This is a genomic window from Alloalcanivorax sp., from assembly GCF_964221125.1.
GTDB classification, from domain to species: domain Bacteria; phylum Pseudomonadota; class Gammaproteobacteria; order Pseudomonadales; family Alcanivoracaceae; genus Alloalcanivorax; species Alloalcanivorax venustensis.
On the sequence record NZ_CAXPXK010000035.1, the window covers coordinates 34,010 to 48,849 of the forward strand.

Here is a 14,840-nt window from a genome sequence, read left to right on the forward strand (position 1 = left end):
ATTTCCCTATACTAGGGCCACACCGAACCGTCGAATCGAGGACATATCATGGGTTTTCTCGCAGGTAAGCGATTTCTGATTGTCGGCGTCGCCAGTGACCGGTCGATCGCCACCGGTATCGCCGAAGCCATGCACCGCGAAGGTGCCGAGCTGGCCTTTACCTACCAGAACGACAAACTGAAAAGCCGGGTGCTGAAAGCCGCCGAGCGCTACGGCAGCAACGAGGCGCTGTGCTTTCCCTGCGACGTGGCCTCCGATGAGCAGATCCAGCAGGTATTCGAAGGGCTCGGCAAGCAGTGGGACGGCCTCGACGGCGTGGTCCACGCGGTGGGCTTCGCCCCGGGCAACGAGCTGGACGGCAACTTCGCCGACGTGGCCACCCGCGAAGGTTTCCGCATCGCCCACGAGATTTCCTCCTACAGCTTCGTGGCCCTGGCCCAGGCGGCCCGCCCGCTGATGAAGGGCCGCAACGGCGCCCTGCTCACCCTCACCTACCACGCCTCCCGGCAAACCGTGCCCAACTACAACGTGATGGGCCTGGCCAAGGCCAGCCTGGAGGCGTCGGTGCGCTATCTGGCGTCCAGCCTGGGCCCGGAAGGCACCCGCGTGAACGGCATTTCCGCCGGCCCGATTCGCACCCTGGCCGCGTCCGGGATCAAGAAATTCCGCAGCATGCTGGACTACAACGCCGCCAAGGCGCCGCTGCGCCGCAACGTGACCATCGAGGAGGTGGGCAACACCGCCGCCTTCCTGTGCTCGGACCTGGCCTCCGGCATCAGTTCCGAGATCACCTACGTGGACGGCGGCGCCGCCACGGTCTCCATGCCGTTCGAGGAGCCCGGCGAAGAGAGCTGATTTCCCCTCGCCAAGCCCCACCGAAAAGCCCGCCGAAATGGCGGGTTTTTTCGTTCAGCGGGAGGGGGTCTGGTAGGAGCGGGCCAAGCCCGCGAAAGGCAAGCGGAGCTTGCCGGCAGGATTCCAGAGACCTTTCTCTCCAGAAAGCCCACCCGATCCCGGCGCTCCTTGGAAATTTCCAAGCTTGCCCTCCCTGGAGGGTCCAGTGGTGTTATGACCCGTGGCGGTGCCGCTGCCAAGTGAGCGGGGCAATGGTGAGGCCGGGAGGGAGCTGTTTGGCCAGGGCTGGCCAAACTAACAGCGGCCAGGGATGGCTTGAGCGGGCCCGGAAGGCCTCACCATTGCCCCGCGTCTCCGATACGGAGCACCGGACATCGGAGAACCCAGGTCTCTGGTATCCTGCCGGCCGGCTTTGCCGGCCTTTCGCTTGCAAGCAAGCTCCCACAAGGCCCGCTCCCGCAATTCGGGCATCTTCAAGGGTGCGAACCTTTCTGGTCGCGCCACGCACCCATAAAAAAACCCGCCGGGGTGGCGGGTTTTTCGCTGGCCGGCGAGCCACTTAGAGCGGCGGGGCCGCCGGCTGGGGCTGGGGCTGCGGCTGTTCGCGGGGCTGGCTGAGGCGATCCGGATGCAGTTCCACGTCCAGGCTGTCGCGCAGGAACGCCATCACCTGGCGGAAGCCGCGCTCGCCTTCCACGCGCGCCAGCTCCTGCAGAGCCTGGCGCTGCTGCTCCGGCTCCAGGGCGTCCACGGAACCGTCTTCCACGGCGGTCAGCTGGAACGCCACCAGATCACCGTTGCGCAGGCTGGTGAAGCGGATCGGGCTGCTTTCGCCTTCGGCGGGCCGGGGCGTGGCGAACACGGCATCCACCACTTCCATGGCCGGCTCGGAGGCGCCGCGCTGCAGATCCGCTTCTTCCTGCACCTCGGCGTCGAGTTGCTCGGCCACGGCCGCCAGATCGGCGCCCTGCTCCACCGCTGCGCGGGCCTCTTCGGCCAGCGCCTCGGCGCGGGCGCGGGCCTTGCGCAGGCGCAGCTGGGCGCGGATGTCCTCGCTCACTTCCGCCAGCGGCAGCGGCTCGGCGTCCTTCACCTCTTCCAGGCGCAGGGCCAGGAAGCGGCCCGGGGCCACTTCCAGCAGGTCGCTGTTGCGGCCCTGCTCGCGCACGCTTTCGCTGTTGAGCGCTTCGCGGACGCGGGCGTTGTTGAGCGCCGTGGGCAGTTCCTGCATGGAGACCCAGTCGGTGGTCTGCAGTTCCAGGCCCAGCTGCTCGGCGGGCACCTGCAGGTCGCTGTGCTCGTAGACCAGCTCTTCGAGGGTCACCAGATCCTCGGCGAGCAGGGAATCGGACTGGGCGCTCTGCAGATCGGTGACGATCTCGTCGCGCATATCCTCCAGCGGCGGCATTTCGGCGCGCTCTTCCTCGATCACCTTGAGCAGGTGTACGCCGGCGTCGGAAATTACCGGTTCGGAGACGTCGCCCACGTCCATGTCGGCTAGCGCCTCGTCCAGGGAGTCCGGCAGGGAACCCTGACCGACCCGGCCCAGGTTACCGCCGCTGCGTGCGGTGGCGGCGTCGTCGGAATATTCCCGCGCCACCTCGGCGAAGCTGCTGCCCTGCTCCAGCGCCTGGCGCGCGTCGCGGGCCCGCTCCACGGCGGCGTTTTCGTCACGCTCGTCGTTGACGCTGATCAGCACGTGGGCCACTTCCCGGCGGGTGGCGGCGCTGTCACGCATCTGCTTGCGTGCTTCGTATTCGGCGCGGATCTGCTCGTCGGAGATCTCCACGCGATCCCGGTAGCGCTCCGGGGTCAACTCGATATAGCGCACGCGCAGCTGTTCGGGGCGCATGAACTCGGACGTGTTCTGGTCGTAGAAATCCGACACTTCCTGATCGGAAACCTGGGTATCGCCACGCAGGCTGTCCACGCTGAGGCGCACATAGCGAATGTCGCGGCGCTGTTCACCCAGGCGGCGTTGCTCGGCGAGCTCACCTTCCAGGGCGAAATCGGTGGCCGCGAACGCGTTGCGGTACTGCTGGCTGATGCGCTCCTGGCGCAGCGATTCCAGATAGCCCTGCGGGGTCATGCCCTGGGCGCGCACCATGCGCTCGAACTGGGTTTCCGAAAAGCGACCGTTCTCGTAGAACATGTCGTTATTGCGGATCAACACGGCCGCCTGGGCGTCGCTGAACGCCATGTCCGCGTTGCGCGCGGCGGCGATCATCAATTGCTCGTTCACGATTCCCTGCAGCACCATCTCAGGGCGAATAAACGAATCGAGCATTGATTCATTAATATCCGGGCTCTGCTGGCGCAGCATCTGACGCAGTTGCTGAGTGCGCGAACTGACGTACCCGCGGCTGATTTTGTTGCCTTCCACTTCGGCAACAGCGCTGTCACTACCCCCTCCGGTGAAATACCCGTAAAACCCGGAAATGATAAAGGGAAGAATGATCGCGGCGAGCAGAACCTTGCCCACGGGCCCGCGGACAAATCGTCTGAACTCCTGCATGGTTTACTCCAAGGAATCTCTAATCTTTTTATAGGGTACCGGAAAGCAAAAAAGCGCACCCAAGACGGATACGCTTATGCGCTGGCGGAGCGGACGGGACTCGAACCCGCGACCCCCGGCGTGACAGGCCGGTATTCTAACCAGCTGAACTACCGCTCCTGAAGCCAGATCAGTTCACGGCGTCTTTCAACGCCTTGCCCGCCTTGAAGCCCGGTACGTTGGCAGCGGCGATCTTGATGGTTTCGCCGGTCTGCGGATTGCGACCTTCGCGCGCAGCGCGCTGCTTCACGGAAAAAGTACCGAAGCCCACCAGAGAAACGCTGTCGCCTTTCTTCAGAGCGCCGGTCACGGCATCCAGAGTGGCGTCCAGCGCGCGGCCCGCATCGGCCTTGGAGATATCGGAAGCCGCGGCGATGGCGTCAATCAGTTCGGATTTATTCACAAAATTCCCCTTTTCTATTTCCCGGTTTTATGGTCGAGGCGCGATGCACTCTCCGTATGACGAAGCCGCCTTTATACCAATGGGCCTAGGGGGCGTCAAGGAAGGATAAGTGCAGTCACACCAGCTTGGATAAAAGTAAAAAACCTTTTTGATCAATCATTTAAAGACGAACAACAAAGTCACGGAAGAGCTCTTGAGACGGCCCGCCACCCATTTGGTTCAATGGGTGCTGGGCCGTTCCGAACCTTTCTGCGCTTTTTCTTCGGCCAGAGCGAGGTCTTCTTCCACTTCCGCCTCGCTCAGCGGCGTGGGAGTGTGCGTTAACGCCAACTCCAACACCTGGTCGATCCATTTTACCGGCCGGATATCCAGAGCCTCTTTGATCTTGTCCGGAATTTCCTTGAGGTCCCGCTCATTTTCCTGCGGAATCAGCACGGTTTTAATGCCGCCGCGATGGGCGGCGAGCAGTTTTTCCTTGAGACCACCGATGGCCAGCACCTGGCCGCGCAGGGTGATCTCACCGGTCATCGCCACGTCGGCGCGCACCGGAATGCCGGTCAGTACCGATACCATCGCGGTGCACATGCCGATGCCGGCACTGGGGCCGTCCTTCGGCGTGGCGCCCTCGGGCACGTGGATATGGACGTCATTGCGTTCCAGTTGCCGGCGGCGGATACCCAGGTTGCCGGAGCGGCTTTTCACCACCGTCCAGGCCGCCTGGATGGACTCCTGCATCACATCACCGAGCGAGCCGGTGGTGGTGACACGACCCTTGCCGGGGGTGGACACGCCTTCGATGGTGAGCAGTTCACCGCCCACCGAAGTCCACGCCAGGCCGGTGACCTGACCGATCTGATCCTTCTCTTCGGCGCGCCCGTAATCGTACTTGCGCACACCCAGATAATGATCAATGTTTTCCGGCGTCAGGGTAATGGTGCGGTTCTCTTTTTCCAGCAGATTTTCCTTCACCACCTTACGGCAGATCTTGCTGATTTCCCGCTCCAGGCCACGCACCCCGGATTCCCGGGTGTAATGACGCACGATGAACTGCAGCGCCTTTTCATCCAGCACCAGTTCGTTCTCGCGCAGACCGTTGGACTTGATCTGCTTGGGAATCAGGTACTGGGAGGCGATGTTGATCTTCTCGTCCTCGGTGTAACCGGGCAGACGAATCACTTCCATGCGGTCCAGCAACGGCGCCGGAATATTCATGGAATTGGAGGTGCAGATAAACAGGGTTTCGGACAGGTTGTAGTCCACTTCCAGGTAGTGATCGCTGAAGGTGTGGTTCTGTTCCGGATCCAGCACTTCCAGCAACGCCGACGCCGGGTCGCCACGCATGTCCATGCCCATCTTGTCGACTTCGTCGAGCAGGAACAGCGGGTTGCGCACGCCCACCTTGGACAGCTTCTGGATCACCTTGCCCGGCAGCGAGCCGATGTAGGTGCGCCGGTGGCCGCGAATCTCCGCCTCATCACGCACGCCGCCCAGGGCCATGCGCACGAACTTGCGGTTGGTGGCGCGCGCCACCGACTGCCCCAGGGAGGTTTTGCCCACCCCGGGCGGGCCCACCAGACACAGTACCGGACCCTTCACCTTGCCGACCCGGCTTTGCACAGCGAGAAATTCCAGAATGCGCTCTTTCACTTCTTCCAGGCCATAGTGATCCTGGTCGAGAATTTCCTTGGCGTGGGCCAGATCGTGACGCACCCGGCTGCGCTTCTTCCACGGCACCGAGGTCATCCAGTCCAGGTAACTGCGCACCACCGTCGCCTCGGCGGACATCGGCGACATCATGCGCAGCTTGTTCAATTCGTTCTTGGACTTTTCCTTGGCGTCCTTGGGCATGCCGGAGTTGTCGATCTTTTTTTCCAGATCCTCCAGCTCGTTGCCGCTGTCGTCCAGGTCGCCGAGTTCTTTCTGAATCGCCTTCATCTGCTCATTCAGATAGTACTCGCGCTGGCTCTTCTCCATCTGTTTCTTGACCCGGCCACGGATGCGCTTTTCCACTTTCAGCACATCCATGTCGGATTCCATCAGCGCCACCAGATGCTCGACACGCTCGCGCACGTCGACCATTTCCAGGACGTCCTGCTTCTCTTCAAGCTTGAGCTGGAGGTGGGCGGAGATGGTGTCGGCCAGGCGGCTGACCTCGTCGATGGAGGACACCGAATTCATGATCTCCGGCGCCACCTTCTTGGACAGCTTGACGTATTCCTCGAACTTGGCGAGCAACGAGCGGGACAAGGCGTCCTGCTCGCTTTCCGACGGCATCTGATTGTCCAGTTCGCGGACATCGGCGACGCCGCCCTCCTCGCCGAAGCGGGCCTTGCTGATGTGGCCGCGGGCGCCGCCCTCGACCAGCACTTTGACGGTGCCGTCGGGGAGCTTGAGCATCTGCAGGATGGTGGACACGGTGCCCACCCGGTAAATATCGCTTTCCGCGGGATCGTCATCGGACGCGTTGCGCTGCGCCACCAGCATGATCTGCTTGTCGCTGGCCATGGCGGCTTCCAGGGCCGCAATGGACTTCTCCCGGCCGACGAACAGCGGGATCACCATATGCGGGTAGACCACCACGTCACGCAGTGGCAGCAACGGAATATCTTTCAGCACGTATCGCCCCTTTGTTGGTTTACGACCATCAACCGGTCGCGCGGATCAATCCGGCGCGACCCTGGACGTTTGCTCGCTGTTCTCGTAAATCAGAAGCGGTTCGGACTCACCGTCGATGGTGGCACTGTCGATCACCACCTTGGCGACGCCATCCAGCGACGGCACCTGATACATGGTATCCAGCAGCACCGCCTCGAGGATCGAACGCAGGCCCCGGGCGCCGGATTTGCGCTCCATGGCCTTGCGCGCCACCGCTCGCAGGGCGTCGTCGCGGAAGTCGAGTTCCACGCCTTCCATCTCGAACAGGCGGACGTACTGTTTGGTCAGTGCGTTGCGCGGTTCGGTAAGAATCTGTACCAGCGCCTCCTCGGAGAGCTCCTCCAGGGTGGCGATCACCGGCAAGCGGCCGATGAATTCGGGAATCAGGCCGTACTTGACCAGATCCTCCGGCTCCACGCCGGCCAGGGTTTCGCCCATGGACAGCACGGTTTCCTTGCTCTTCACCTCGGCGGAGAAGCCGATGCCGCCCTTGTCGGAACGGTCGCGGATCACCTTGTCCAGACCGGCGAAGGCGCCGCCGCAGATGAACAGGATGTTGGAGGTGTCGACCTGCAGGAACTCCTGCTGCGGATGCTTGCGGCCGCCCTGGGGCGGCACCGAGGCCACGGTGCCCTCGATCAGCTTGAGCAGCGCCTGCTGCACACCCTCGCCGCTCACGTCGCGGGTGATCGACGGGTTGTCCGACTTGCGGGAAATCTTGTCGATTTCGTCGATGTAGACGATGCCGCGCTGGGCCTTGTCCACGTCGTAGTCACACTTCTGCAACAGCTTCTGGATTATGTTTTCCACGTCCTCGCCCACATAGCCCGCTTCGGTGAGCGTGGTGGCGTCGGCGATCGTGAACGGCACGTTGAGCAGGCGCGCCAGCGTTTCCGCGAGCAGCGTTTTACCACTGCCGGTGGGACCGATAAGCAAGATATTGCTCTTGCCCAGTTCCACTTCCTCGCGGCTGCGGCCCTGGCTGCCCAGGCGCTTGTAGTGGTTGTACACGGCCACGGAAAGCACCCGCTTGGCGCGCTCCTGACCGATCACGTAATCATCCAGCGTGGTCTTGATTTCCTGGGGCTTGGGCAGACGCTCGTCGCCGCTGTCACCGGTCTCTTCCTGGACCTCTTCGCGGATGATGTCGTTACAGAGATCCACACACTCGTCGCAGATAAAGACCGACGGGCCCGCGATCAGTTTGCGAACTTCGTGCTGGCTCTTGCCGCAGAACGAGCAGTACAGCAGTTTGCCGTCGTCGCCCTTTCCGGTGTTATCGGTCATCGAATCGCCTCTGAACCTGGTAGTCACTTTGAAGATGCAGGGAGAGCGCGGCTTTTTCAAGCCCGCTCAGGCCCCGGCGACCGCCATTCGGCCGCTTTCATACGCCGTTCCGGCGGGCTCAGCGGCGGCTGAGCACCTCGTCCACCAGACCGTATTCCTTGGCCTGGGTGGCGTCCATGAAGTTATCGCGATCGGTGTCGCGCTCCACCACTTCCAGCGGCTGGCCGGTGTGGTGGGAGAGCATGCGGTTGAGATCCTCTTTGATCTTGAGGATTTCGCGGGCATGGATCTCGATGTCGGAAGCCTGACCCTGGAAGCCGCCCAGCGGCTGGTGGATCATCACCCGGGCGTTGGGCAGCGCGTAGCGCTTGCCCTTCTCGCCGGCGGCGAGCAGGAAGGCGCCCATGCTGGCCGCCTGGCCGATGCACATGGTGGACACCGCGGGCTTCACGAACTGCATGGTGTCGTAGATCGACATGCCGGCGGTCACCGAACCGCCCGGGCTGTTGATGTACAGGTTGATGTCCTTGTCCGGGTTTTCCGACTCCAGGAACAACATCTGGGCGACGATCAGGTTGGCCATGTAGTCCTCAACCTGGCCGACCATGAAAATAACCCGCTCTTTCAGCAGACGGGAATAAATGTCGAAGGAACGCTCGCCCCGTGAGGTCTGCTCGATCACCACGGGCACCAGACCCACGTTGGTCGGGTCCTGCATCAAAGTCTTCATCTCCGGCGTTACGGAGGTGATCCGGCTCAGGTCTATCATCTAGCGCTTCCTATATCTGCGTGTCCCGCTCCGGCGTGTCCGCAACCTGCTGTTCCGGCGCCGCGGCCTGTGAACGGGTATTGGGGCGAACCGGCCCTGTTACAAGGTGTTCGCCCGATAGCGGTCACCTGATAGTAAGGTGGCCCCCGTGGGGCGTCTATAAAGGCGGGGCAATATGGCGTTCAACTGCGCAAAAGTTGCACAAAAGCGGCCTTTTAGAACAAAAAAAACCTCCGAAATACCGTTTTCCGGTACGTCGGAGGTCTTCCGCCCGGACCCTGTCGGCGGGTCCGGGGCAACGCCTGGCGTTGTGATCAGCCCTGCTGGTCGCGCGGCTTGACCGCGTCCTGGTAGGACATGCTCTTCTCTTCCACCTTGGCGGATTCCAGTACGAAGTCCACCACCTGGTCTTCCAGCACCGCGCCTTCGATCTGCTGCAGTTGCTGCGGGTTGCTGTACACCCAGTTAACCAGTTCCTCGGGCTGCTCGTACTGAGAGGCGATCTCTTCCACCCGCGCCTTGACGCGATCCGCGTCCGGCTTGATCTCGTGCTTCTCGAGGATCGCGCGCACCACCAGGCCGAGCCGCGCGGAGCGCTGCGCCTGCTCGCGGAACAGCTCTTCGGGCAGCATCGACGCGTCGAACTGCTGGCCGCCACCGAACTGCTGCATCATCTGCTGACGCATGCGGTCGATTTCCTGCTTCACCAGCGCTTCCGGCAGATCGAAGTCGTGGGCCTGGGCGAGACCGTCCATCACCTGTTCCTTCACCTTGCCGGACACCGCGTTCTTCAGCTCGCGCTCCATGTTCTTGCGCACTTCCGCCTTGAACTGCTCCAGGTCGCCGTCTTCGACGCCGAACGCCTTCATGAACTCGGCGTCCACTTCCGGCAGCTGCTTGGCTTCGACGCTGTTCACCTTGATCTGGAACACCACCGCCTGGCCTTTCAGCTCCTCGGACTGGTAGTCCTCCGGGAAGGTCACCTCGATGTCCTTCTCTTCACCGGGCTTCATCCCGACGATGCCGTCCTCGAAACCGGGGATCATCTGGCCGGAGCCCAGCTCCAGGTTCTGGCCTTCGGCGCTGCCGCCTTCAAAGGCTTCACCGTCCTTCAGGCCCTTGAAGTCGATGTTGACGCGGTCGCCGGTCTGCGCGGCGCGCTCCACGGCTTCGTACTCGGAGCGCTGCTCGCGCAGCGTCTCGATCATCTTCTCCACGTCGGCGTCGCTGATCTCGGCCACCGGCTTTTCCACTTCCACGCTGTCCAGCGGCGCCAGTTCCACGTCCGGGTACACCTCGAAGGTGGCGACGAACTCCAGATCCTGGCCGGCCTCGTTCTTGGTGGCCTCGAAACCGGGCATGCCGGCCGGCTGCAGGGATTCCTGCTCCACCGCCTCAATAAAGGATTCGCGCATCACGTCGGCGAGGACCTCGTTACGCACCGCATCACCGAAGCGACGTTTCACTTCCCGCATCGGCACCTTGCCCGGGCGGAAGCCGTTCAGGCGGACGCTTTTCTGGGCCTCGCGCAGCTTGGTGTCGACCGCCGAATCCACTTTTTCCGCGGGTACGCCCACGGTCAAACGCCGTTCCAGACCTGATGTCGTTTCTACGGAAACCTGCATAACATCCTCTTTATAAAGACTTTTTGGTCCACGGCCGACCGTGCCGGCCCGGACCGCATACTTTGAAGGGCGGCAATTATAGTCAATGCCCGCCGCCATGAACACCGATACGAAAAAAGCCCCCGGGGATTACCCCCGGAGGCTTCAATGTTGGGGTGGCTGATGGGATTTGAACCCACGACCACCGGAGTCACAATCCGGGGCTCTACCAACTGAGCTACAGCCACCAGCAAAACTGGTTTGGTACTTTGTGTGCCTGTCGGCGCGCTTTGGCGCGCCTGGCAGGGCTCGAACCTGCAACCTACGGCTTAGAAGGCCGTTGCTCTATCCAATTGAGCTACAGGCGCTGAACCGGTAAAACGTCTTCGCTTGACTGGTCGGGGTGGAGGGATTCGAACCCCCGACATCCTGCTCCCAAAGCAGGCGCGCTACCAGGCTGCGCTACACCCCGCCGAGCAGGTCGAGCGAGGCGGCATAATACTCGCCGCCCCCGGGAGCGTCAACGCCGCGCGCCCGGCGCCGGAACCGTTCGCTGGATTATTCGCCAGCCGCGCCGCGAACCGGTCCGCGCGCCCCTTTGCCCCACCGCGGCCGGCGTGCGAAAATCCGCGCCTCCCGATTCCCGACCAAGAGACACTCAATGAGCGCGCAGATTCTGGATGGCAAGGCACTGGCCCAGCATTTCGAAGAGGAAATGCGCCGTCGCGTGGACGCTCTCAAGGCGAAAGCCGACGGACGCACCCCCATTCTCGCCACGCTGCTGGTGGGCGCCGACCCGGCTTCCGCCACCTACGTAAAGATGAAGGGCAACGCCTGCCGCCGGGTGGGCATGGACTCCCGGGCCATCGAACTGCCCGAGGACACCACCACCGAGCAGTTGCTCGCGCAGATCGACGAGCTCAACAACAACCCGGACGTGCACGGCATTCTGCTGCAGCACCCGGTGCCGGAGCAGATCGACGAGCGCCGCTGCTTCGACGCCATCAGCCTGGAGAAGGACGTGGACGGCGTCACCTGCCTGGGCTTCGGCCGCATGGCCATGGGCGAGCCGGCCTACGGCTGCGCCACCCCCAAGGGCATCATGCGCATCCTGGAGCACTACCAGATCCCGCTGGAGGGCAAGCACGCCGTGGTGGTGGGCCGCAGCGCCATTCTCGGCAAACCCATGGCGCTGATGCTGCTGGGCGCCAACGCCACCGTCACCATCTGCCACAGCCGCACCCAAAACCTGCCGGAGCTGGTCAAGCAGGCGGACATCGTGGTGGGCGCCGTGGGCCGCCCGGAGTTCATCAAGGCAGACTGGATCAAGGACGGCGCCGTGGTGGTGGACGCCGGCTTCCACCCGGAAAAATGCGGCGACATCGAACTGGCGCCGCTGGCCGACCGGGTGGCCGCCTACACGCCGGTGCCCGGCGGCGTCGGGCCGATGACCATCAACACCCTGATCTTCCAGACCCTGGAAGCGGGCGAAAAGGCGTTCGGCGTCTAATCGCGGTCCAGTATCCTGACGCTGGCGGTCATGCCCGCCGCCAGCGTCAGCGACTCGGGCACCGCCCGCAGCTCGATCTGCACCGGAATCCGCTGGGCCAGCCGTACCCATTCAAAGGTCGGCGCCACCTCCGCCAGACCCTGATCGCCACCGGCCACCGCGTTAGCGTTGCCGATACCCCGGGCGATGCCGGCGACCCGCCCTTCCAGCGGCCGATCCACGCCCAGCAAGCGCACCCGCGCCGGGTCGCCCACCCGGATCCGGTGCACCTGGGTTTCCCGAAAATACGCCTCCACCCAGAACGAATCGCCGTCCACCAGGGTCAGCACCGGCTCGCCGGCGCGGGCGTAATCGCCGGCGTGGGCCAGCAGATGGGTCACATGGCCGTCGGCGGGCGCGCTCACCCGGGTGCGGGCCAGGTCCAGCTCGGCTTTTTGCAGCGCCGCCTGGGCGGCCTGCAGATCGGCCCGCGCCACGTCCGCCAGGCTGGTGGCCTCCTCGCGCTCCTCGGCGGACACCGCCCGCCCCAGGCGGTCGCGGCGGGCGGCTTCGTCGCTGCGCAGTTTCGACTCCAGCCGGCGGTGCTCCAGTTCGGCCCGGGCCTGGTGCAGGGCCAGCCGGTAGCGTTCCGGATCCACCACGAACAGCGGGTCGCCCTGCGCCACCCGGGCGTTGTTGCTCACGTTCAGCCCGGTAATCGGCCCGGACACATCCGGCGCCACCTGAATCACCGCCGCGCGCACCCGGGCGTCGCGGGTCCACAGGGTGTGCATGTACTGATGCCAGAAAAACCACACCGCCAGGGCCGCGCCGGCCACCAGCACCAGGGTGATTAAAAACGGGCGCCAGCGGCGGCGCCGGCCGTCGTCCGCGCGGGATTCAGCCATCACACTCTCCCTATAAGCATCAGCAGGCCCAGCGCCAGGGCCAGACTCATCACCAGCACACACAGGCCCGCCAGGGCCGGATGCCAGACAAACCGGTAGCCGTCGTAGCGGCTGATCAGCCCGTTCACGGGCCAGAATATCAGCAACCCCAGCACCACCACCGGAATCAGCGGCGGCAGCAGCACACCGGCCAGATTGATCTCATGCAGCACCGTTCGCCTCCAGTCCCCGCCAGGGGCCGTCGCCGGACCCGCTCAGGAAAAAGCCCGCGTTGCCACGGATAATATTGATCTGCATGCGCAGGCGCACCACCGCCCGTACCAGCCGGCGGCGCTCGCCGTCGCTGGCGGCGCTGTCGTAGGCGCGCTGGCACTGGCCGGCCACGGTGTCGGCGCGGGCCGCCAGGGCCAGCCAGCGGTCCTGGTCGCCGTCCCGCAGGGCGCGCTGGGTGTCGCGGATCAGGCGGGTCAGCGCCAGCCGCACCGAGGCCGGCACGCCGCGCCGACACAGCGCGTCCATATAAAGCAGCCCGAGCCCCAGGGTCACCGCCGCCAGCGCGCCCTGCAGCAGCTCGCCGTCGCGGGGGTGGTCCGGATCGAGCCTGGGCAGCGTACGGCTGATGCGGTCATAGAGCTGGCTTTCCATTTCATGGCGGGGGCGCCGCCGCCGGATCGGCCAGCGCCCCAGGGTCCGGCACAGATCCCGGCACAGCCGGCGCCGGGCCCGGGCGGCGTCGTCGCCGGGCCACAGCAACAGGAACGCGAGCACCGCGAAGCCCATGCCCAGCCCCAGACCGATCATATTGTTGAACAGCGGCGCGGCGGAAAAGTCCTGCACAGGGCGCAGGTCCAGCAACAGCGGGAAGAAGATGGTCAGCGCGGTGCCGGTGGCCACCGTGGCCGGCCGCGCCATCGCCAGCCCGGCCAGCAGATACAGCGGCGCCAGCCACAGCACCAGGGCCGGAAAGCCGTCGCTGGCGGGCAACAGCACCAGCCGGTAGAGCGTGGCCAGCACGGTGGCCAGCAAGGCGCCCTTGATAAAGCCTTTCACCGCCGCCAGCGGGTCGTCGCGGGTGGAAAACAGCGCGCAGATCACCCCCACCTGGATCGCCATGGCCGCCCCCTGGGGCGCCGCGCTCCAGAACCACAGCACCACCGTGGCGCCCAGCGCCAGCGCCGCCCGGGCGCCGTTGCGCCAGGCCTGCCCGTAATCCAGATGCAGCCGCGAGGTGCCGGCGCGCCAGCGCACCGGCGTGGCCTGATCGGTGAGCATGGCGTAGAGCGCCACGCTGGAGCGCAGCCGGTCGCACAATTCGGCGCTGTGCTCCAGCACCAGTTGCAGCGCGTAGAAGCGTTGCTCGTCATGGCTGAGCAGTTCGCCGCGCAGCGAGCGGGCCAGTTCCCGGGCGCGCTGGTAGAGCGCCGACAGGGTCTCCCGCAGGGCCGCCGGGGACGCCTCCGGATCCAGGCGCGCGATGTCGGCGAGCAGCCGCGCCACCTGGTCCTGGTGGTGGCGCTCCGCGTAGCGGTTCACATAGGTGTTCAGCGGCCCCACCGAGGAGATCAGCGCCAGCATCTCGTGGCCCAGCCGGCGGCAAAGACCGGCGTGGCGGCGCAGCCGGGCGGAATCGAACAGGGCGTGCTCGCGCTGGGCCTCCAGCGCCATACCGCTGGTGATCAGCGCCTGGCGGCGCCGCTGCAGCGCCGGCGCGTCGAGCCGGCCGCCGGCGCTGTCCGCCACCAGGCGGATCAGTCCCACCAGCTGTTCGCGGCTCTGTTGTAGGTAGCTGCGCCCGGCGGACCGGGGCCACACCAGCACGCTCATCAGGCCCACGCAGAGAATGCCCAGGCCGATCTCGGTGACCCGCGCCACCGCCATGGTGAACGCCTGGTCCGGCTGCAGCACCGCCGGCACGCCCACGATCAGGGCGCTGTAACCGGCCAGCACGAAGGCGTAGGAGCGGAAGTTACGCAGCAGGCTGGCGCACAGGGTGCAAAGCCCCAGCCACACCGCCAGGGCGACGAAAAACAGGGTATGCAACTGGGCCAGGGTGGCCACCAGCACCACCGCCATGGCGGCGCCGGCCAGGGTGCCGAGCAGCCGGTAGACGCCCTTGGCCAGCACCATGCCGCCCAGCGGCTGGGCGACGATATAGACCGTCATCAAGGCCCATTTGGGCTCGTCCAGGCCCAGGGCCAAAGCAATATAGAGCGCCAGCATGCCGGCGCTGAAGGTACGCAGGGTGAATTGCCACTCCCGCCGCCCGGCCTCGCGCAGGAACGCGGGGAGCCTGACGGCGGCGAAGACCATCCTGGC

At 64.7% G+C, this 14,840-nt stretch carries 11 protein-coding genes and 4 tRNA genes; 2 read left to right on the forward strand and 13 right to left on the reverse strand.

The features are described from left to right. Positions 1–48: 48 nt before the first annotated feature. Positions 49–855, forward strand: a complete 807-nt coding sequence (locus ACEQZD_RS05070) for an enoyl-ACP reductase (RefSeq protein ID WP_142949887.1) — start codon at positions 49–51, stop codon at positions 853–855. A gap of 559 nt (positions 856–1,414) precedes the next feature. On the opposite strand, the gene ACEQZD_RS05075 is transcribed toward ACEQZD_RS05070, so the two are convergent. From ACEQZD_RS05075 to ACEQZD_RS05120, 10 genes are all read right to left on the reverse strand, one after another. Next, complete coding sequence (locus tag ACEQZD_RS05075; protein WP_370184382.1) at positions 1,415–3,370, reverse strand: SurA N-terminal domain-containing protein; 1,956 nt, start codon at positions 3,368–3,370, stop codon at positions 1,415–1,417. Between the two features lie 82 nt (positions 3,371–3,452). Beyond that, positions 3,453–3,529 (reverse strand) — tRNA-Asp (locus ACEQZD_RS05080). Between the two features lie 10 nt (positions 3,530–3,539). Then, complete coding sequence (locus ACEQZD_RS05085) at positions 3,540–3,812, reverse strand: HU family DNA-binding protein (protein ID WP_142950004.1); 273 nt, start codon at positions 3,810–3,812, stop codon at positions 3,540–3,542. A gap of 219 nt (positions 3,813–4,031) precedes the next feature. Beyond that, the gene (lon, locus tag ACEQZD_RS05090) at positions 4,032–6,428 is read right to left on the reverse strand and encodes an endopeptidase La (protein WP_142950003.1); all 2,397 of its coding nucleotides are present in this window, start codon (positions 6,426–6,428) and stop codon (positions 4,032–4,034) included. Between the two features lie 45 nt (positions 6,429–6,473). Further along, positions 6,474–7,754: an ATP-dependent Clp protease ATP-binding subunit ClpX gene (gene clpX, locus ACEQZD_RS05095; protein WP_142950002.1), complete on the reverse strand. Its 1,281-nt coding sequence runs from the start codon at positions 7,752–7,754 to the stop codon at positions 6,474–6,476. 118 nt (positions 7,755–7,872) lie between these two features. Next, on the reverse strand, positions 7,873–8,523 hold the full coding sequence (gene clpP, locus ACEQZD_RS05100) for an ATP-dependent Clp endopeptidase proteolytic subunit ClpP (protein ID WP_083209708.1): 651 nt from the start codon (positions 8,521–8,523) through the stop codon (positions 7,873–7,875). Between the two features lie 314 nt (positions 8,524–8,837). After that, complete coding sequence (gene tig, locus ACEQZD_RS05105; RefSeq protein WP_370184383.1) at positions 8,838–10,148, reverse strand: trigger factor; 1,311 nt, start codon at positions 10,146–10,148, stop codon at positions 8,838–8,840. 151 nt (positions 10,149–10,299) lie between these two features. Beyond that, a tRNA-His gene (locus tag ACEQZD_RS05110) sits at positions 10,300–10,375 on the reverse strand. Positions 10,376–10,418: 43 nt separating this feature from the next. Beyond that, positions 10,419–10,495, reverse strand: a tRNA-Arg gene (locus ACEQZD_RS05115). 27 nt (positions 10,496–10,522) lie between these two features. Next, positions 10,523–10,599, reverse strand: a tRNA-Pro gene (locus ACEQZD_RS05120). A gap of 189 nt (positions 10,600–10,788) precedes the next feature. Between ACEQZD_RS05120 and folD the strand changes: the two genes are divergently transcribed. Then, positions 10,789–11,637, forward strand: a complete 849-nt coding sequence (folD, locus tag ACEQZD_RS05125) for a bifunctional methylenetetrahydrofolate dehydrogenase/methenyltetrahydrofolate cyclohydrolase FolD (RefSeq protein WP_370184384.1) — start codon at positions 10,789–10,791, stop codon at positions 11,635–11,637. Here folD and ACEQZD_RS05130 read toward each other — a convergent pair. Genes ACEQZD_RS05130 through ACEQZD_RS05140 form a run of 3 tightly spaced genes read right to left on the reverse strand, consistent with a single transcriptional unit; the run spans position 11,634 to position 14,834 of the window. Continuing rightward, positions 11,634–12,524: an efflux RND transporter periplasmic adaptor subunit gene (locus ACEQZD_RS05130; RefSeq protein WP_370184386.1), complete on the reverse strand. Its 891-nt coding sequence runs from the start codon at positions 12,522–12,524 to the stop codon at positions 11,634–11,636. The two genes, folD and ACEQZD_RS05130, sit on opposite strands and share 4 nt — an antisense overlap. Continuing rightward, positions 12,524–12,736, reverse strand: coding sequence for a DUF1656 domain-containing protein (locus tag ACEQZD_RS05135; protein ID WP_142949998.1), 213 nt, complete (start codon positions 12,734–12,736; stop codon positions 12,524–12,526). Before ACEQZD_RS05135 ends, ACEQZD_RS05130 begins: the two co-directional genes overlap by 1 nt. Beyond that, positions 12,726–14,834: an FUSC family protein gene (locus ACEQZD_RS05140; RefSeq protein ID WP_370184388.1), complete on the reverse strand. Its 2,109-nt coding sequence runs from the start codon at positions 14,832–14,834 to the stop codon at positions 12,726–12,728. Before ACEQZD_RS05140 ends, ACEQZD_RS05135 begins: the two co-directional genes overlap by 11 nt. Positions 14,835–14,840: the final 6 nt, after the last annotated feature.

Excerpts from the sequence above, each read along its gene's own strand:
- ACEQZD_RS05070 (WP_142949887.1), top strand. The coding sequence starts at position 49 with ATGGGTTTTCTCGCAGGTAAGCGATTTCTGATTGTCGGCGTCGCCAGT.
- ACEQZD_RS05075 (WP_370184382.1), bottom strand. The coding sequence starts at position 3,370 with ATGCAGGAGTTCAGACGATTTGTCCGCGGGCCCGTGGGCAAGGTTCTG.
- clpX (WP_142950002.1), bottom strand. The coding sequence starts at position 7,754 with ATGACCGATAACACCGGAAAGGGCGACGACGGCAAACTGCTGTACTGC.
- clpP (WP_083209708.1), bottom strand. The coding sequence starts at position 8,523 with ATGATAGACCTGAGCCGGATCACCTCCGTAACGCCGGAGATGAAGACT.
- tig (WP_370184383.1), bottom strand. The coding sequence starts at position 10,148 with ATGCAGGTTTCCGTAGAAACGACATCAGGTCTGGAACGGCGTTTGACC.
- folD (WP_370184384.1), top strand. The coding sequence starts at position 10,789 with ATGAGCGCGCAGATTCTGGATGGCAAGGCACTGGCCCAGCATTTCGAA.
- ACEQZD_RS05130 (WP_370184386.1), bottom strand. The coding sequence starts at position 12,524 with ATGGCTGAATCCCGCGCGGACGACGGCCGGCGCCGCCGCTGGCGCCCG.
- ACEQZD_RS05140 (WP_370184388.1), bottom strand. The coding sequence starts at position 14,834 with ATGGTCTTCGCCGCCGTCAGGCTCCCCGCGTTCCTGCGCGAGGCCGGG.